The organism is Rhodopseudomonas sp. NSM, assembly GCF_052445935.1.
Taxonomy (GTDB): Bacteria; Pseudomonadota; Alphaproteobacteria; order Rhizobiales; family Xanthobacteraceae; genus Rhodopseudomonas.
In genome coordinates, this window is the sequence record NZ_JBQTCH010000001.1 from 760,155 (window position 1) to 777,587 (window position 17,433).

General features: G+C 66.2%; 20 protein-coding genes. 12 read left to right on the forward strand and 8 right to left on the reverse strand.

What is annotated here, in order from left to right:
- Positions 1-8: 8 nt before the first annotated feature.
- The 4 genes from ACTZWT_RS03415 to ACTZWT_RS03430 all read right to left on the reverse strand — a co-directional run bounded on the left by ACTZWT_RS03415 (position 9) and on the right by ACTZWT_RS03430 (position 3,038).
- A complete protein-coding gene (locus tag ACTZWT_RS03415; RefSeq protein WP_444768301.1) occupies positions 9-836 on the reverse strand; it encodes an SDR family NAD(P)-dependent oxidoreductase in 828 nt (275 codons plus the stop codon).
- Positions 837-977: 141 nt separating this feature from the next.
- Positions 978-1,400: a MaoC family dehydratase gene (locus tag ACTZWT_RS03420; RefSeq protein WP_444768302.1), complete on the reverse strand. Its 423-nt coding sequence runs from the start codon at positions 1,398-1,400 to the stop codon at positions 978-980.
- Positions 1,397-1,843, reverse strand: coding sequence for a MaoC family dehydratase N-terminal domain-containing protein (locus tag ACTZWT_RS03425; RefSeq protein WP_444768303.1), 447 nt, complete (start codon positions 1,841-1,843; stop codon positions 1,397-1,399). The genes ACTZWT_RS03420 and ACTZWT_RS03425 overlap by 4 nt, the downstream gene beginning before the upstream one ends.
- Before the next feature lie 10 nt (positions 1,844-1,853).
- Positions 1,854-3,038 carry a lipid-transfer protein gene (locus ACTZWT_RS03430; protein ID WP_444768304.1) on the reverse strand — a complete coding sequence of 395 codons (1,185 nt, stop codon included), beginning with the start codon at positions 3,036-3,038 and terminating at the stop codon, positions 1,854-1,856.
- Between the two features lie 99 nt (positions 3,039-3,137).
- On the opposite strand from ACTZWT_RS03430, the gene ACTZWT_RS03435 reads away from it, so the two are divergent.
- Both ACTZWT_RS03435 and ACTZWT_RS03440 read left to right on the forward strand, forming a co-directional pair.
- Positions 3,138-3,851 carry a TetR/AcrR family transcriptional regulator gene (locus ACTZWT_RS03435; protein ID WP_444768305.1) on the forward strand — a complete coding sequence of 238 codons (714 nt, stop codon included), beginning with the start codon at positions 3,138-3,140 and terminating at the stop codon, positions 3,849-3,851.
- A 16-nt stretch (positions 3,852-3,867) separates the two neighbouring features.
- A complete protein-coding gene (locus ACTZWT_RS03440) occupies positions 3,868-5,424 on the forward strand; it encodes an acyl-CoA synthetase (protein WP_444768306.1) in 1,557 nt (518 codons plus the stop codon).
- A 19-nt stretch (positions 5,425-5,443) separates the two neighbouring features.
- On the opposite strand, the gene ACTZWT_RS03445 is transcribed toward ACTZWT_RS03440, so the two are convergent.
- The 3 genes from ACTZWT_RS03445 to ACTZWT_RS03455 are packed head-to-tail and all read right to left on the reverse strand — an operon-like array spanning position 5,444 to position 8,025.
- Positions 5,444-6,148, reverse strand: a complete 705-nt coding sequence (locus tag ACTZWT_RS03445; RefSeq protein ID WP_444768307.1) for a DUF1045 domain-containing protein — start codon at positions 6,146-6,148, stop codon at positions 5,444-5,446.
- A gap of 21 nt (positions 6,149-6,169) precedes the next feature.
- A complete protein-coding gene (locus tag ACTZWT_RS03450) occupies positions 6,170-7,363 on the reverse strand; it encodes an alpha-D-ribose 1-methylphosphonate 5-triphosphate diphosphatase (RefSeq protein WP_444768308.1) in 1,194 nt (397 codons plus the stop codon).
- Complete coding sequence (locus ACTZWT_RS03455) at positions 7,360-8,025, reverse strand: transferase hexapeptide repeat family protein (RefSeq protein WP_444768309.1); 666 nt, start codon at positions 8,023-8,025, stop codon at positions 7,360-7,362. The genes ACTZWT_RS03450 and ACTZWT_RS03455 overlap by 4 nt, the downstream gene beginning before the upstream one ends.
- Positions 8,026-8,198: 173 nt before the next feature.
- On the opposite strand from ACTZWT_RS03455, the gene phnC reads away from it, so the two are divergent.
- The 4 genes from phnC to phnE (ACTZWT_RS03475) all read left to right on the forward strand — a co-directional run bounded on the left by phnC (position 8,199) and on the right by phnE (ACTZWT_RS03475) (position 11,841).
- Entirely contained in the window at positions 8,199-9,023 is an 825-nt protein-coding gene (phnC, locus tag ACTZWT_RS03460) for a phosphonate ABC transporter ATP-binding protein (RefSeq protein ID WP_444768310.1), read from the forward strand.
- Between the two features lie 102 nt (positions 9,024-9,125).
- Positions 9,126-10,034, forward strand: coding sequence for a phosphonate ABC transporter substrate-binding protein (gene phnD / locus ACTZWT_RS03465; protein ID WP_444768311.1), 909 nt, complete (start codon positions 9,126-9,128; stop codon positions 10,032-10,034).
- Between the two features lie 62 nt (positions 10,035-10,096).
- Positions 10,097-10,978, forward strand: coding sequence for a phosphonate ABC transporter, permease protein PhnE (gene phnE, locus ACTZWT_RS03470; RefSeq protein ID WP_444768312.1), 882 nt, complete (start codon positions 10,097-10,099; stop codon positions 10,976-10,978).
- Positions 10,975-11,841, forward strand: coding sequence for a phosphonate ABC transporter, permease protein PhnE (gene phnE, locus ACTZWT_RS03475; RefSeq protein ID WP_011442964.1), 867 nt, complete (start codon positions 10,975-10,977; stop codon positions 11,839-11,841). The genes phnE (ACTZWT_RS03470) and phnE (ACTZWT_RS03475) overlap by 4 nt, the downstream gene beginning before the upstream one ends.
- Positions 11,842-12,014: 173 nt before the next feature.
- Here the strand turns inward: phnE (ACTZWT_RS03475) and phnF are convergent, their stop codons facing one another.
- Complete coding sequence (gene phnF / locus ACTZWT_RS03480) at positions 12,015-12,743, reverse strand: phosphonate metabolism transcriptional regulator PhnF (RefSeq protein ID WP_444768313.1); 729 nt, start codon at positions 12,741-12,743, stop codon at positions 12,015-12,017.
- A gap of 125 nt (positions 12,744-12,868) precedes the next feature.
- Here phnF and phnG point away from each other — a divergent pair, with 125 nt between their 5' ends.
- From phnG to phnL, 6 genes are read left to right on the forward strand one after another with little or no spacing between them, the layout of a single operon-like run.
- Positions 12,869-13,327, forward strand: a complete 459-nt coding sequence (phnG, locus tag ACTZWT_RS03485; protein ID WP_444768314.1) for a phosphonate C-P lyase system protein PhnG — start codon at positions 12,869-12,871, stop codon at positions 13,325-13,327.
- Between the two features lie 2 nt (positions 13,328-13,329).
- Complete coding sequence (gene phnH / locus ACTZWT_RS03490) at positions 13,330-13,938, forward strand: phosphonate C-P lyase system protein PhnH (protein WP_444768462.1); 609 nt, start codon at positions 13,330-13,332, stop codon at positions 13,936-13,938.
- Entirely contained in the window at positions 13,938-15,044 is a 1,107-nt protein-coding gene (locus tag ACTZWT_RS03495) for a carbon-phosphorus lyase complex subunit PhnI (RefSeq protein WP_444768315.1), read from the forward strand. Before phnH ends, ACTZWT_RS03495 begins: the two co-directional genes overlap by 1 nt.
- Complete coding sequence (locus tag ACTZWT_RS03500) at positions 15,041-15,922, forward strand: alpha-D-ribose 1-methylphosphonate 5-phosphate C-P-lyase PhnJ (RefSeq protein WP_444768316.1); 882 nt, start codon at positions 15,041-15,043, stop codon at positions 15,920-15,922. The genes ACTZWT_RS03495 and ACTZWT_RS03500 overlap by 4 nt, the downstream gene beginning before the upstream one ends.
- Positions 15,915-16,715, forward strand: a complete 801-nt coding sequence (gene phnK / locus ACTZWT_RS03505; protein WP_444768317.1) for a phosphonate C-P lyase system protein PhnK — start codon at positions 15,915-15,917, stop codon at positions 16,713-16,715. Before ACTZWT_RS03500 ends, phnK begins: the two co-directional genes overlap by 8 nt.
- An 8-nt stretch (positions 16,716-16,723) precedes the next feature.
- On the forward strand, positions 16,724-17,422 hold the full coding sequence (gene phnL, locus ACTZWT_RS03510) for a phosphonate C-P lyase system protein PhnL (protein WP_444768318.1): 699 nt from the start codon (positions 16,724-16,726) through the stop codon (positions 17,420-17,422).
- Positions 17,423-17,433: the final 11 nt, after the last annotated feature.

Below are 17,433 nucleotides of genomic sequence, written 5' to 3' on the forward strand. Positions count from 1 at the left end.
TGTCCTCGCTAAATGATGAGACCGCCGCCGCAGACGACGACCTGACCACTGATGTAGTTCGATTCCGGGCTGCAGAACAGATAGACCGCGTCGGCCGCCTCTTCCGGCGTGCCGCCGCGGCCGAGCGGAATCATCCGCGCCATCGCGTCCAGCATCTGAGGCTGCACGCCGACCTTGATGTCGCGGCCGGCGACGTCGATGGTCTTCTGCTGCGCCTCGATCGGCTGGGTCAGACGCGTATTGATCAGCCCGAACGCCACGCAATTGACGTTGACCTTGTAGCGGCCCCATTCCTTGCACAGCGTCCGCGTCAGCCCGACCAGCGACGCCTTGGCGGACGAATAGCTCGCCTGCCCGGCATTGCCGTAGAGCCCGGCGATCGACGAGATGTTGACCACCTTGCGAAACACCTCGCGGCCGGCCTCGGCTTCCTTCTTCGCGAAGATCCGGATCGGCTCGGCGGCCGCGCGCAGGATGCGGAACGGCGCCACCAGATGCACGTCGAGCATCGCCTGGAACTGCTCGTCGGTCATCTTCTGGATCGTCGAGTCCCACGTATAGCCGGCATTGTTGACGATGATGTCGAGGCCGCCGAACTGCTCCACCGCCGCGCCGACAAAACGATCGGCGAAGCCCGGTTCGGACACACTGCCGTTGATCGCGATCGCCTCACCGCCGCCGGCCTTGATCTCGGCCGCAACCGCATCACCCGGCGCGTCGTCGAGATCGTTGACGACGACGCGCGCGCCTTCCGACGCGAGCTTCAGCGCGATGGCGCGGCCGATGCCGCGGCCCGACCCGGTGACGAGCGCCACCTTTCCCTGCAGTTTGGACATCCGTGGTTCCTTCAGCTTCCTGTTTGACAGGGTTTGATAGTGCTCGTCATGCCCGGGCTCGTCCCGGGCATCCACGCCTTCTGAGCCTCACCGCTCAAGACGTGGATGGCCGGGACGAGCCCGGCCATGACGGCGATGAATTCAGAGGGCAACGATCGCTTCGCCGGCGAGCTTGGTTTCGCCGTGCTGGTCCTTGGTGGTCAGCGCCAGCCTGGCGCGGCGTTCGCCGCCAGCTTCGAACAGCTCGGCGACGGTGCCCTCGCAGGTCAATTCGGCGCCGACCTGGGTGATCGCCGCAAAGCGCGTCGAGAAGGCTCGGATTCGATCGGGCGAAAACGCGTCGCTGAGCGCCTGGCCGAGATAGCCCATCACCAGCATGCCGTGGCTGAACACGTCGGGAAATCCCGACGCCTTGGCGAAGTCGATATCGACGTGGATCGGGTTGTGGTCGCCGGAGGCTCCGCAATACAGCGCCAGCCGATGCCGGCTGATCGGCGGAAATTGCTTGCGGACGACGCGGTCGCCGACCGCCACTGCGTTCTTGATTTCAGCCATGGCGCTCATCCGTTGCGGACCACGATCGTTCGCGCCGTATCGGCGACGTGGACGCCGTCCTGATTGGTAATTGCGGTCTCGACCACGATCAGCGTCATCGCGCCGCCCTTCTTGTCCGTGACGCCGGCGACGCGCGAGCTGAACGTCAGCGTGTCGCCGACCACCACCGGGGCGTGATAAGTGAAGCTCTGCTCGCCGTGCAGTACCCGGCCGAGGTCGATGTCGAGCGCGCTGAGAAACTCGAACGGCTTCTCGTTGTCGAGCATCTCCAGGCAGAACAGATAAGTCGGCGGGATCGGGATCGCGCCGTAGCCTGCGGCCTTCGCCGCGGCGGCGTCGCGATACACGGAATTGGATTCGGCGAGCGTCTCGAAGAAGTAACGCAGACGCCCCGGCTCGACATGGGCGGTGACCGGCGTGAACCGGTGACCGACCGCAGACTGATCGACCATCGGGACGACCTCAGGCGCGTTCGTACAGCGTGACGACGCAGGCGCCGCCGAGGCCGAGATTGTGCTGCAACGCGCGCCTGGCGCCGTCGACCTGGGTCGCCTCTGCGGTGCCGCGGAGTTGCCTGGTCAGCTCGTAGCATTGCGCGAGCCCGGTGGCGCCGAGCGGATGGCCCTTCGACAGCAATCCACCCGACGGGTTGGTGACGAACTTGCCGCCATAGGTGTTGTCGCCGTCGTCGATGAATTTCTCGGCACCGCCCTCCGGACACAGGCCGAGCGCCTCGTAGGTGATCAGCTCGTTGTGGGCGAAGCAATCGTGCAATTCGACGACGTCGATGTCCTTGGGGCCCACCGAGGCCGCCTCGTAGACTTTGCTGGCGGCGTCGCGCGCCATGTCGTAGCCGACCACGCGCATCATGTCGCCCGCATCGAACGTCGACGGCGTGTCCGTGGTCATCGCCTGCGCGGCGATCCTGACGTCGTGACGCAAACCGTTCTTCAGTGCGAACTTCTCGGACACCAGCACCGCCGCGGCGCCGCCGCAGGTCGGCGGGCACGCCATCAGCCGCGTCATCACGCCCGGCCAGATCACCTGATCGTTCAGCACGTCGTCGGCGGTCACCTCTTTGCGGAACAGCGCCAGCGGATTGTTCGCGGCGTGGCGGCTCGCCTTGGCGCGCACCTTGGCAAAGGACGACAGCGGCGTGCCGTGCTTCTGCATGTGGCTGAGGCCGGCGCCGCCGAAATAACGCAGCGCCAGCGGAATGCCGGGCGCGTCGATCAGCTTGTCGGCGGCGGCGTCGAAATCCTCGAACGCGCTGGGGCGATCGACGAACACCGAGCCGAGCGCACCCGGCTTCATCTGCTCGAAGCCGAGCGCGAGCACGCAATCGGCCGCGCCCGAGGCGATCGCCTGCCGCGCCAGAAACAGCGCAGTCGAACCGGTCGAGCAGTTGTTGTTGACGTTGACGATCGGGATGCCGGACATCCCGACCTGATACAGCGCGCGCTGGCCGCAGGTTGAGTCGCCGTAAACGTAGCCGACGAAGGCCTGCTGGATGGCATCGTATCCGACGCCCGCATCGCGCAGCGCCCGCCGCGCCGCTTCGGCGCCCATCAGGTGATACGGCTCGTTGGCGCCCGGCTTCACGAACGGAATCATGCCGACACCGGCGACGTAGACGGATGACGCCATCTGCTTTTCTCCCTAACTTACCCGTTGGACTTTTTCTTACCCATGAGTAATATAAGCCACCGTCGCTGAAGTCAATCGGCGACGCTTCACGGATGCATGATGGACGGACGCCCCGCCAACGACCAATCGCCCTGGATGCCGTTCGAGAACCGCCGCCGCGCCCGCGACGAGAAGCGCGAGGCGGTGCTGCGAACGGCGGTGCAGCTGTTTCTCGAGCAGGGCTATCATCGCGCCACGCTGAACGGGGTGGCCGAGCGGCTGAACATCACCAAGCCGGCGCTGTACAACTACTTCCGCAGCAAGGACGAGATCCTGTTCGAGTGCTGGGCGCTGGGGCAGGAACAGGTCGACGAGTTCATCGCCGTGATCGACTGCAGCGGCCAGAACGGCCTCGGCAAGCTGCGGGCACTGGTGCACGCCTATGCCGGGACCATGGCGACCGATTTCGGCGCCAGCCTGGTGCGGTTCGATCCGCGCGACCTGAAGCCGCACAATGCCAAGACGGTACGCGACGCCAAGCGCAGCATCGACCGGACCTTCCGGCGCTACATCGCGGACGGCATCGCCGACCGCTCGATCAAACCGTGCGACCCGAAGCTCGCCGCCTTCGCGATCGCCGGTTCGCTGAACTGGATCGGCCATTGGTATCAGCGCGGCGGGCCGCTGTCCCCGGACGCGATCGCGGACGAATTCGCGGAGCGTCTCACCGAAGGGCTCGCCGCCACAACCAGCCGCAAGGCGCCCGCAACGAGGCGGTCCGCGACGAAAAGCAAGAGCGCCGACAAGGCGCCGACGTCACGAAAGAAGAAATAACCCAGGGAGGACTGCAATGAATATCACTCATGGCCTGCGGCGCGCGCTGCAGATCAACGCCGACGGCCTCGCCACCGTGTTCAACGGACGCCGCCGGAATTGGCGCGAAGTCGGCGATCGCGTTGCCCGCCTCGCCGCCGGCCTGCGTGCGCTCGGCGTCGGCGAGGGCGAGCGCGTCGCCGTGCTGTCGATGAATTCCGACCGCTATCTCGAACTCTACCTCGCCGCCGGCTGGTGCGGCGGCGTGATCGTGCCGCTCAACATCCGCTGGAGCGCGCTGGAGAACGAAGACGCGCTGCGCGATTGCCGCGCGGCCGTGCTGGTGGTGGACAAAGCCTTTGCGGCCACGGGCGCGACGCTGGCGCAAGCCATTCCAGGGCTGGCGATGGTCTATGCCGACGATGGCGATGCGCCCGCGGGCATGCGGAGCTACGAAGACGTGATCGCCACGAGCGATCCTATCCCGGACGCGATGCGCAAGGCCGATGACCTCGCGGGGATCTTCTACACCGGCGGCACCACCGGCCGCTCCAAGGGCGTGATGCTGAGCCACGGCAACCTGATGGCCAACGCGCTCAATGCGCTCGGCGAGGGTCTGTTTCCGGGAACCGCGACCTATCTCCACGCGGCGCCGATGTTCCATCTCGCCAACGGCGCGGCGATGTATTCGCTGCTGCTGTCCGGCGGCTCCAACGTGATGGTGCCGTCGTTCACGCCCGAAGGCGTGATGGCGGCGATGCAGAACGAGCGCGTCACCGACGTGCTGCTGGTGCCGACCATGATCCAGATGTTCGTCGATCATCCGGCGCTGAAGAATTACGACCTGTCGTCGCTGAAGAACATCATCTACGGCGCCTCCCCGATCAGCGAGGCGGTACTCGCCCGGGCCAGCGCCGCGTTTCCCAACGTGCAATTTACCCAGGCCTACGGCATGACAGAGCTGTCGCCGATCGCCACGCTGCTGCACTGGAAGGAACACATCGGCGAGGGCAAGGCCAAGGGCCGGCAGCGCGCCGCCGGCCGCGCGACACTCGGTTGCGAGGTCCGTATCGTCGACGCCGACGACCAGCCGGTGCCCGCCGGCACGGTCGGCGAGATCTGCGTGCGCGGCGATAACGTGATGATGGGCTATTGGGAGCGGCCGGAAGAGACCGCCCGCGCACTCGCCGGCGGCTGGATGCACACCGGCGACGGCGGCTACATGGACGAGCACGGCTTCGTCTACGTCGTCGACCGGGTCAAGGACATGATCATCTCGGGCGGCGAGAACGTCTACTCAGTCGAGGTCGAGAACGCGGTGGCGCAGCATCCTGCGGTGGCGCAATGCGCGGTGATCGGCATTCCGCACGAGGCCTGGGGCGAGCAGGTTCACGCCGTGGTCGTCACCAAGGCCGGCGCCGCCGTCACCGCGGACGAGTTGATCGCGCACTGCAAGGCGCTGATCGCCGGCTACAAATGCCCGCGCAGCGTCGACATCACCGAGGCGCCGCTGCCGCTGTCCGGCGCCGGCAAGATCCTCAAGCGCGAATTGCGGCAACCCTATTGGGAGAACCGCGAGCGTCGCGTGAGCTGACGTTCACGCCGCGACGCCATCACAGCATCGGCCGGAGTTGAAACTGGCCGATGCTGCGGAACCGATCGGCTGCGCTGTCCTGCCGGCAGACCGCGATGCGGTCGATCGCGAGCGTCTCCAGTCGCAGCGCGTCGAGCTGCGCGCGCAGCAGGCCGAGCAGTTCGTCGTGCCGGGCGCGGTCGAGAGATCCGGTCAGCGTCATGTGGAAGCGGAATTCCTCGATCACGTAAGGGTAGCCCCAATGATCGAGATACTGGACCTGCCGGGGCGAGAGCAGCGCCGGCTTCCTGCGCGCCCGATCCTCCGGCGTCAGCGGCGCGCGGAAGGTGTCGAAACTGATCACGCAGTCTGACGCGAGTTGCATCAGGTCATCGCAAGGCGTCGCGGGCACCAGCGCGATGAAGCTGCCGATCGACCGGATCACCGGCGCGATGACCGGGATCGCCCGCGGCGTCTCGGCGAAGGTGGCGCAGGCCCACAGCAGTTCCGCCTCGCTCTGGCCTGCCGCCAAAGCGATCGGCGCCTTCAGCGTGGCGTGGAAGCCGTATTTGCGCGGCTCGCGAGTGACATCGGCCCAATCCGGCACGGCGCGCGTCATCGCATCCGGGAACGGCGGCTCTGCGCCGGTGAAAACATCATAGCCGAGCAGCGTCGACCCGAACCGGTCGAGCGGGCTGCCGGGCGGCGGCAGATAGTAAATGGCGTAGCGGGGGACATTCGACATCGCGGACAGGATAGACGCCTCTCAGGCCGCGGCAACCGTCTCGTGCGCCGCCTTGTGCGACATCACGAAGCGCTCCGGTTCGTCGAGATGGACGAGGCGCCCGCCCGCGATCGCCGCGACCAGCCGCGGCCGCAGCGCGATCCGATCGTCCACGATCAGGATATCGGCGCGCTTGCCGGCCGCCAGAACACCTCGATCCGTCAATCCCGCAGCGCGCGCCGGCGATTCCGAGACCAGCCGCCACGCCTGCGGCAACGGCAGGATGCCGTCATGCACCAGCCGGAACGCAGCCAGCAGGGGGGCGGGATAGTAATAGTCCGACGCAAGCACCGAACACAGCCCCTTGGCGATCATGTCCGCCGCTTTGGTCCAGCCGGTATGGCTGCCGCCGCGCACGACATTCGGCGCGCCGAACACGATGAAGTCGCCGGCCGCGGCGGCATCCCGCGCGGTCTCCTCGGTGGTCGGGAATTCGGCGATGCGGACGCCGAGCGAGCGGAAGCCCCGACGCATCGCCGGCGTGTCGTCGTCATGCGACAGCATCGGCAGCCCGGCGTCGCGCGCGCAGGCGGCGAGCCGCGCGATGGCGTCCGGCACCTCGGCGGTCCGCGACGCGACGCGTTCGACCAGCCGGTCGAACTCCTCGCCGGACAGGCCGGTGCGTTCCACCATGCGGGCGCGCCGATGCGGACGCGACAGATCCGCGAGCGTCGAATCCATGTGATCGTTGAACGCGAACAGATCGACGCGGCCGTCGCCGATCCATTGGGCGATCTCCTCGACGGCATCGAGATTGAAAGCCTCGTGGCGCAGGTGGATACGCGTATCGACGGCGAGCCGCGGCCGGGTGACGTCGATCGCGTCGAGCATCCGCCGAGCATTGGCGGCGCTGCGCAGCCCCGGCTCCCACGACCATGTCACGGCGTGGAACATCGTGGTGATGCCGTTGGCAACCGCCTGCCGATCGCTGTCCGCCAGCGCGACGTCGATCGGGAAATCGACGCCCGGCCGCGGCATCATCTGCCGCTCGAACGCGTCGCCGTGCAAATCGACGATGCCGGGCAGCACCAGCAACCCGCGCGCGTCGATCCGGATCGCGGGATGACGCGAACTCGAACCCGCAGCCGCGATCACCCCGCCCGAACTCTCGAGCGAGGCTTCCGACAGCTCGTCGCCGAGCAGCGTGCGGCCGCCTTCGATCAGGATGTCGGTCATGCCGTCACGTCCTTGCTGCGCGATCCCCGCCGCATTTTCGCGGCGGCTTCGTATTTGTCGAGGAATTCCTCCACCGCCAACTGGCGAAAATCCGGCAGTGCCAGGCGCAGCGCCTCATGCCCCCAATCCCACCACGCCAGCTCGGCCAACCGCTCGGCGACGACTTCCGGAAACCGCCGCCGGATCGGCCGCGCCGGATTGCCGGCGACGATCGTATAGGCCGGCACGTCGCGGGTGACGATCGCGCCGGCGGCGACCACCGCGCCGGTGCCGATGTTGCGGCCAGGCAGCACGATCGCGCCATGGCCGATCCAGACGTCGTGGCCGATATGGACATGGTGGGCGCGGCGCCAGGCGAAGAACTCCGCATCGTCGCTCTCGCCCTCGAAATACGCGCTGGCGCGATAGGTGAAATGCGCCTGCGTCGCGCGATGCATCGGATGATTGCCGGGATTGATCCGGGTCATCGCCGCGATCGAGCAGAATTTGCCGATGCTCGAATAGGTGATCTGCGAGTCGTTGACGACGTAGGAGTAATCGTCCATCGCCACCTCGTTCAGGATCGTGCGCGCTCCGACCTCGCAATAGGCGCCGAGCTTCACCTCGTGAAGCCGGGCCGAGGGATCCACCGTCGGTTCGACAGAGAGCATTTTTGCGACCATTGAATCCCCGCATCCGGTTTGTCGAGGCTGAGGTTCTTCGGCGGACTTGGTGACGACGTCGTGACGTCGGGATGACACGCACATGCTGTGCATAACGGCAGAGCCGCGCCGTTGTCACACGCCTGCAAAATAGCAGCGCTACCGATATGCTCAACAAGCTCCAGGAGCAGCGCATGCTGGTAGTTGAAGGTCTCACCTGCCGGTTCGGCAACCATGCCGCCGTGGACAACGCTTCCTTCGCCATCGAGCGCGGCAGCTTCATCGGCGTGATCGGCCGATCCGGCGCCGGCAAATCGACCTTGTTGCGGATGCTGAACAGGCTTGCGGAGCCTTCCGAAGGCCGCATTCTGTTCGAGGGCGTCGACGTCACCGCGCTGCAGGGCCGTGAACTCCGCCAGTGGCGGGCGCGGTCCGCCATGATCTTTCAGCAGTTCAATCTCGTCGGCCGGCTCGACGTGTTGACCAACGTGCTGATGGGACGGCTGGCGCATATGCCCGCCTGGCGGTCGCTGGCGCAGGCCTGGCCGGAGAAGGATCGCGCGCTGGCGATGTCGGCGCTGGATCAGTTCGACATGGCGCCTTTCGCAGCGCAGCGCGCCGACCAATTGTCCGGCGGCCAGCAGCAACGGGTCGCGATCGCGCGGGCGCTGGTGCAGCAGCCGGACATCGTGCTGTCCGACGAGCCGATCGCGTCGCTCGATCCCCGCAACACCAAGATCGTGATGGATGCGCTGCTGCGCATCAACAAGCACTTCGGCATCACCGTGATCTGCAATCTGCACTCGCTCGATCTGGCGCGGGTCTACTGCGATCGGCTGATCGGGATGGCGGCCGGACGCGTGGTGTTCGATGGCGCGCCGGCCGAACTCACCGACCGGGTCGCGCGGGAGCTGTACGATCTCGAAGCCAACGACGTCATGGGTGCAGACCATCACGCGCCGGTCGTTCCCACCTTGCCCGCCCTGCCCGCTTACGCCCAGGCCGTCGCCACCGGATGAACCGGCGGCAAGAGCCGCCCCCGATCGCGCATCACCTCACCCTCGTTCGAAGCATCGTTCGAGGCTTGCCGTTCATGTCCACCCGAAAAGGCCCGTCACACCATGATCAAGTTCAGCACCGTTCTCGCAGGCGCCCTCGCGCTGGCTTTGACCGCCTCGGCCGCTCCGGCCCAGGATTGGAAGTCGAAATATCCGGAACTGGTGTTCGGCAAGGTGCCGGACGAGAACGCCTCTGGCACCACCACCCGCTGGACGCCGCTGACGGAGTATCTGTCGAAGAAGCTCGGCACCAAGGTGACGCTGCGGATCGCCAACGACTATGCCGCCGTGATCGAAGGCCAGCGCTCCGGGAACATCCAGATCGCGATGTACGGTCCGGCATCCTATGCCCGCGCCTATCTGATCGGCGCCAAGGTCGAACCTTTCGCCATCGAAGTGAACAATGACGGCAGCAAAGGGTACTACTCGGTCCTCTACGTGAAGACGGAGTCGCCCTACAAGAGCATTCAGGACCTGAAGGGCAAGAACCTTTGCCTGGTCGATCCGAATTCGACCTCGGGCAACAACGTCCCCCGCTTCGAGATGAACAAGCTGTCGATCGATCCGGACAAGTTCTTCGGCAAGGTGATCTACGCCGGCAGCCACGAGAACGCCGTGATCGGCGTCGCGCAGGGCACCTGCGACGCCGCATTCAACTGGTGGAACACCGAAGCCGAATCCAACCTGCTGCGGATGGACCGCAAGGGCATGGCCAAGGCGGCCGATTTCCGCGTCATCCTGAAGTCCGACCAGATCGTGAATTCGCCGATGGCCTATCTCACCGACCTGCCGGCGGACCTGAAGGCGGCGATCCGCAAGGCCGTCCTCGATCTGGCGACCGACGATCCGGAAACCTTCAACAAAATCTACGAAGGCAAGGGCAAGCCTTATGAGGCGGTCGATCACAAGGCCTATCAGCCGGTCATCGATCTGACGAAATTCGTCGACACCCTGCGCAAGAGCAAATCCTGAGCCGACACGATCGACTGAAACGGGCGGCCTTCACGGCCGCCCTCTTTTTGCCAGGATAGTGGATGCCAGCGGTTGTTTCGGAACTGCCCGACGCTCAGTTGCGTCACCTCATGGATCACTATGAGGACGCGGTGTCGGCCAAACGCCGCCGCACCGCAATTGGCGCGGCCATCCTGGTCGCTGCGATCGTCGCGGCGGCGTGGATGGGCGAAGTCGACCCGGCGAAGTTCGCGGACAATTTCTGGCGCTTCCCATCCTATTTCGTTTCGATCATGCCGACGCTGTCGCTCGGCACGCTGTGGGCCGACCTCGCCGAATGGCTGTGGGGGCTGAAGCGCTGGACCGGGCTGCTGCTCGACACTCTGCTGATCGCCTATGTCGGCACTTTGATCGGCGCCATCGCCGGTTTCGTGCTGTGCTTCCTGGCCTCCGCCAATCTGGTCCGCTCGCGCACCATGGTGTTCGTGACCCGCCGATTTCTGGAGATCTGCCGCACCGTTCCGGAGCTCGTCTTTGCGCTGGTGTTCGTGCTGGCCTTCGGACTCGGGCCGCTGCCGGGCGTGCTGGCGATCGCGATCCACACCACCGGGGCGCTCGGTAAATTGTTCGCCGAAGTCGTCGAAAATATCGACGACGAACCGATCGACGGCGTCGTCGCCTCGGGCGGCAACTGGGTGGAGATGGTGCGCTTTGCGGTGGTGCCGCAGGTGCTGTCGAATTTCGTCAGTTACGCCTTGCTGCGCTTCGAGATCAACGTCCGCGGCGCTGCCGTAATGGGTTTCGTCGGCGCCGGCGGCATCGGGCAGGACCTGATCGAGGCGGTCCGCAAATTCTACTACACCGACGTCAGCGCCATCTTGATGCTGATCATCATCGCAGTGATGACGATCGATTACGGCACAGAGGCGGTCCGTCATCGTCTGATCGGGCGGGAAAGCCGATGACCGACACGCGCAGGGCGCTGAATTTCGACGATCAGGCCGAAATCGTCCGTCGCTTTCCGGATCAGTTCGGGATCGACTGGTGGCGGCGCGGCCGAGTGATCGGCGGTCTCGCCGTAATGGCGGCGCTGTTCGTGTTCGGGCTGATCAGGCTCGAGATTCCGTTCGACCGTCTGATCAGCGGCTCGATCCGGCTGGTCGAATTCACCGGGATGATGCTGCCGCCCGATCCCGGCTCCTGGGCGCAGGCGAAGATCTATCTGAACGCGATGGGCGAAACCATCGCGATCGCCTTCCTCGGCACGCTCGGCGGCGCGGTGCTGGCATTTCCCGTTTCGTTTCTGGCCGCGCGCAACGTCGTCGGCAGCCGCGTGCTGCAACTCGTCACCCGACGCGGGCTCGACACGGTGCGCGGCGTCGACACGCTGATCTGGGCACTGATCTGGGTCGGCGTCGTCGGTCTCGGCCCGTTCGCCGGCATTCTCGCGGTGATGTGCAGCGATTTCGGCACCTTCGGCAAATTGTTTTCCGAAGCTTTCGAAACCGCCGACAAGCGATCGATCGAAGGCGTCAAGGCGACCGGTGGATCGCACGTCCACAGCATCCGCTTTGGTCTGCTGCCGCAGGTGATCCCGATCCTCGCCAGCCAGGTGCTGTACTATTTCGAATCCAACACGCGCTCGGCCACCATCATCGGCATCGTCGGCGCCGGCGGCATCGGCTTGCAGCTCGCCGAGCAGATCCGCGTCCTGGAGTGGCAGAAAGTGTCGTTCCTGATCATGCTGATCATGATCGCGGTGGCGGCGATCGACTGGCTGTCCGGCAAGCTGCGCTTCGCGATCATCGGTCGCCGCGCAGTCGTGTGACGGCAGTCGCCATTCCTCCTTTTTCTTCCGCCATTTCGGACGTCATCCTCCGCGAATGCGGAGGATCCAGTATTCCGCGGCATCGCAAATGATGCGCCGACTCGCTGGAATACTGGCTCGCCCGCTTTCGCGGGCGATGACGATTGTGGGCGGTGCGAAGCGACGGAACGGAGCTACTCCGTCTCGACCACGAACTGGACCCGTTCCGCGGCGAAGCGGGAGCGGATCGCCAGCAGCGGGCGCCCCTCGCCGTCGACGTCCAGCGCCTCGACGATCAGCACCGGACGGCCGATCCCAAGATCGAGCCGCGCCGCATCGCCGGCGTCGGCAATCGCCGCGGTGATCCGGGTCGAGGCGCGGCGATAGTCGCAGACACCGTACTGCGCCAGCACCTTGGTCATCGAGCCGAAGCGGCGATACAAGGTTTCGGCCTCCGGGAAGCGCTCGGCCGAGCACCAGGTGGTTCCGACGCAGATCGGCGCGCGGTCGGCGAGCCGCAGCCCCTCGATGCGGATGAGCGGCGCGCCCGCCGCAAGGTCGAGCTGCCGCGCCAGATCCTTGGTCGCCGCTTCACGGCTCGCCGCCAGCAATCGACCGCGCGGCTCGTGGCCGCCGGCGCCGACGATTTCGGAGAACCGCGTCCGCGAGCGCAGCGGATAGGCGATCCGCGAGGTCTCGACATAGGTGCCGCTGCCGCGTTCGGCGCGGACCAGCCCCCGTTCGGCGAGCGCCGCCAGCGCGCGACGGACGGTGTGGCGATTGACGCGATGCGCCTGCGCGATTTCGACCTCTCCGGGCAGCTTCTCGCCTGCCGCGTAGTGGCCGTCAGCGATCCCGCGCTCGATCGAATCGGCCACCTTGCGCCACAGCGCGACGCCCGAATCCGGTTCTAGAGTCGTCATCCATCCACATCCGTTCGATCGTCGTCCCGGCCGCGCGATTTCGTCGCGCCGTCATCAAAAAGTCATGGCGCGGCTTTATCAAGTTGTCTATTATCACAGACAACTTGATGCGGGCTAGAGTCAAGATGACGACATCCTTCGAATCCGGTCCCCAGACCCGGCAGGCGGCGATGGCCGTGCTGGTTCATGCCGAGGCGGAGCAGATTGCGGCGCGGCTGTCGGGGTTGGAACTGCCTGCGAACGAGACGCTGCGCGAGCCGGAGAACGGCCTGGTGATGGTCCGCGGCCGGGTCGGCGGCGACGGCGCCGCCTTCAATCTCGGCGAAGCGACCGTGACGCGGGCGGCGGTGCGGCTCGACAGCGGCGAATGCGGCTTCGGCTACACGCTCGGCCGCGACCGCGACAAGGCGCGGCTGATCGCGCTGTGCGACGCGCTGATCCAGCGCCGCGACTATGCCGCGACAATCGAGACTAAGGTGCTGGCCCCGCTGCGAGCCGAGCAGGCAGCGGCGCGGCAGCGCAAGGCCGAACAGACTGCGGCGACCAAGGTCGATTTTTATACTCTTGTGCGAGGCGAGGGTTGATGATGATCGAAACGGTCGAATTGTCCGCAGGCTTCGCCGACAAAGTTACATCGGCGCAGGCGACGTTCCGCGCGGTGATGCAGGCGATGGCGCGGCCGGGCACGCTGCAGCGGCTCGATGCCGAACTCGGTCACGTGCCGGCGCCGCTGACGCCGGCGACCGCAGCGATCGCGCTGACGCTGTTCGATCATGATACGCCGCTGTGGCTCGACGCCACGGCGAACACGCCCGCCGTGATGCAATGGCTGAGGTTTCACACGTCCGCGCCGATCGTCGAAGCGCCCGAAGCCGCTGTGTTCGCGCTGATTGCCGCGCCTGAAACAATGCCGGCTCTCGATCGCTTCGCGCTCGGCAGCAACGACTATCCGGATCGCTCGACCACGCTGGTCCTGCAGCTCGAGAGTCTGGAGGAAGGCGCGGCGTTCGAGCTGAGCGGCCCCGGCATCCGCGGGATGGCGGCCCTGTGTGCGCCGCTGCCGGAAGGCCTCGTGTCACAGCACGAAGCCAACCACGCGCTGTTTCCGCGCGGCGTCGATCTGATCCTGGTCGCCAGCGACACGATCGTCGCGATCCCGCGCACCACGCGGCTCGTCGCCAAGGGAGGCTACTGATGTATGTCGCCGTCAAGGGTGGCGAGCGCGCCATCGACAACGCCCACCGGCTGCTGGCGCACGAGCGCCGCGGCGACCGCGCCGTGCCTGAACTGACGCTGTCGCAAATCTCCGAACAGCTCGCGCTCGGCGTCGATCGGGTGATGGTCGAAGGCTCGCTGTACGACCGCGAACTGGCGGCGCTGGCGATCAAGCAGGCGCGCGGCGATCTGATCGAGGCGATCTTCCTGCTGCGCGCCTTCCGCGCGACGCTGCCGCGGTTCGGCGCCACCGAAGCGCTCGACACCGGCGCGATGCAGGTGCGGCGGCGGGTGTCCTCGACCTTCAAGGACATTCCCGGCGGGCAGATCCTCGGGCCGACCTTCGACTACACCCACCGGCTGCTCGACCCGCAACTCGCCGCAGGCGGCGAGCCTGACCATCCGGCGAGTGCGGAGATGTCAAACGAAGCGATGCCACGGGTCACCGATATCCTCGGCCGCGACGGGCTGATCGAACCCTCGCCCGTGCCGGACGCCGATGCACCGGTCGGCGACCTCACCCGCGAGCCGCTGAACTTTCCGGCCGACCGCGATCTGCGGCTGCAAAATCTGGCGCGCGGCGACGAGGGCTTTCTGCTCGCGCTCGGCTACTCGACCCAGCGCGGCTACGGCCGGACGCATCCGTTCGCCGGCGAAATCCGCTTCGGCGAGGTCGAGCTGGAGTTCGTCGCCGAAGACGTCGGCTTCGCGGTGCCGCTCGGCAGCATCGCGCTGACCGAATGCCAGATGGTCAATCAGTTCAAGGGCTCGGCCACAGAGCCGCCCTGCTTCACCCGCGGCTACGGCCTCGCCTTTGGCCAGAGCGAGCGCAAGACCATGGCGATGGCGCTGGTCGACCGCGCACTGCGGGCGCGCGAACTCGGCGAGGAGGCGCTGGCGCCGGCGCAGGATGAGGAATTCGTGCTGTCGCATTCGGATAACGTGCAGGCGACCGGCTTCGTCGAACATCTGAAGCTGCCGCATTATGTCGACTTCCAGTCCGAGCTCGGACTGATCCGCCGGCTGCGGCAGGACTTTGTCGATGCCGCCGAACGATCCGAGCCGTTGCGGGAGGCCGCGGAATGAACGCGCCACAATACAACTTCGCCTATCTCGACGAGCAGACCAAGCGGATGATCCGCCGCGCCATCCTGAAGGCGATCGCAATCCCCGGCTATCAGGTGCCGTTCGCCAGCCGCGAGATGCCGATGCCCTATGGCTGGGGCACCGGCGGCGTGCAGGTCACTGCCGCAATCCTCGGCCCCGACGACGTGTTGAAGGTGATCGACCAGGGCTCGGACGACACCACCAATGCGATTTCGATCCGCAAGTTCTTCGCCAAGACAGCAGGCGTCGCCACCACCACCAGCACGGCCGAAGCCAGCGTGATCCAGACGCGGCACCGGATTCCGGAAGCGCCGCTGCACGAAGGCCAGGTGCTGGTGTATCAGGTGCCGATCCCGGAGCCGCTGCGCTTCCTCGAGCCGCGCGAGACCGAAACGCGGCGGATGCACGCGCTCGCCGAATACGGGCTGATGCACGTCAAGCTCTACGAGGACATCGCCAAATTCGGCCACATCGCGACCTCCTACGCCTATCCGGTGAAGGTCAATTCGCGCTACGTGATGGACCCGTCGCCGACGCCAAAATTCGACAATCCGAAGATGGACGATTGCCCGGCGCTGCAATTGTTCGGCGCCGGCCGCGAGAAGCGGATCTACGCGATCCCGCCCTATACGCAGGTGGTGTCGCTCGACTTCGAGGACCATCCGTTCACGCGCTATCGGCAGAACGCGCCCTGCGCGCTGTGTGGATCGGAGGAGTCCTATCTCGACGAGATCGTCACCGACGATTGCGGCGGCCGGATGTTCGTTTGCTCCGACACCGATTACTGCGAGACGCGGCAGGCACAGGGCCATCGCGGCAGCGAAAGCGCGCCGCATCAGGAGCGAACCGATGCTTGATCGCACCTCCCCGATTGCGCAGGATCAGCCGCTGCTGGTCGCCGAAGATCTGGCCAAATCCTACGGCCGGCTGCAGGCCTGCCGCGACATCTCGTTCAAGCTGTATCCGGGCGAAGTGCTGGCGATCGTCGGCGAGAGCGGCTCCGGCAAATCGACGCTGCTGCAGATGCTCTCCGCGCAACTCGCGCCGAGCGCGGGCCACGTCTCGTACCGGATGCGCGACGGCGTGCTGCGCGATCTCGCTGCGCTCGGCGAAGCGGAGCGGCGCTTTCTGTTCCGCACCGACTGGGGCTACGTGCATCAGGACCCGGCGCAGGGCCTTCGCATGGCAGTATCGGCCGGCGCCAATGTCGGCGAGCGGCTGATGGCGGTCGGCTGGAATCACTACGGCCGTATCCGCGACACCGCGTCGTCCTGGCTGTCGCGCGTCGAGATCGGGCTCGACCGCATCGACGACGCGCCGCGGACTTACTCCGGCGGCATGCGGCAGCGGCTGCAGATCGCGCGCAATCTCGTCACCGAACCACGATTGATGTTCATGGACGAGCCGACCGGCGGCTTGGACGTCTCGGTGCAGGCGCGGCTGCTCGATCTCTTGCGTAGTCTCGTCACCGATCTCGGGCTTGCGGCTGTCGTCGTCACGCATGATCTCGCGGTCGCGCGACTGTTGTCGCATCGGGTGATGGTGATGCAGGGTGGCCGCGTGATCGAGACCGGCCTCACCGATCAGGTGCTCGACGATCCGCACGAGCCCTACACCCAGCTTCTCGTCGCCTCGATCCTGCCGCCATGAGCCAGCCAATGTCCGCGATGATCCAACTCGGCAATGCCGAGAAGACCTTCGTCATGCATCTGCAGGGCGGCGTGCGGCTGCCCGTGGTGCGCGGCGTGTCGTTCCACGTCGACGCCGGCGAATGTGTCGTTCTGGCCGGGCCCTCCGGCGCCGGAAAATCTTCGATCCTGAAGATGATCTTCGGCAATTATCGCTGCGACGCCGGCCGCATCGACATCCTGCATCGCGGCGCGACGATCGACCTCGCCACCGCGGAGCCGCGGCAGGTGCTGGAGCTGCGCCGCGACACGATCGGCTATGTCAGCCAGTTTTTGCGCGCGGTGCCGCGGGTGGCGGCGATCGACGTCGTTGCCGAGCCGCTGGTTGCGAGCGGCATTGCCAAGACTGAAGCGCGCGGGCGCGCCGGCGAGTTGCTGAAGCGGCTGAACATCGCCGAGCGGCTGTGGTCGCTGCCGCCGGCGACGTTCTCCGGCGGCGAGCAGCAACGCGTCAACATCGCCCGCGGCTTTATCGCGCATTTTCCGGTTCTGTTGCTCGACGAGCCGACCGCCTCGCTCGATGCCGCCAATCGCGAGGTGGTGATGAGCCTGATCGCCGAGAAGAAGCGCGACGACGTCGCGATGATCGCTATTGTCCACGACGACGAGGTGCGCGCCCGGATCGCCGACCGGCTGATCGACGTCGCGAGTTTCGCCGCAGCGGCCTGAAGAGAGACGAG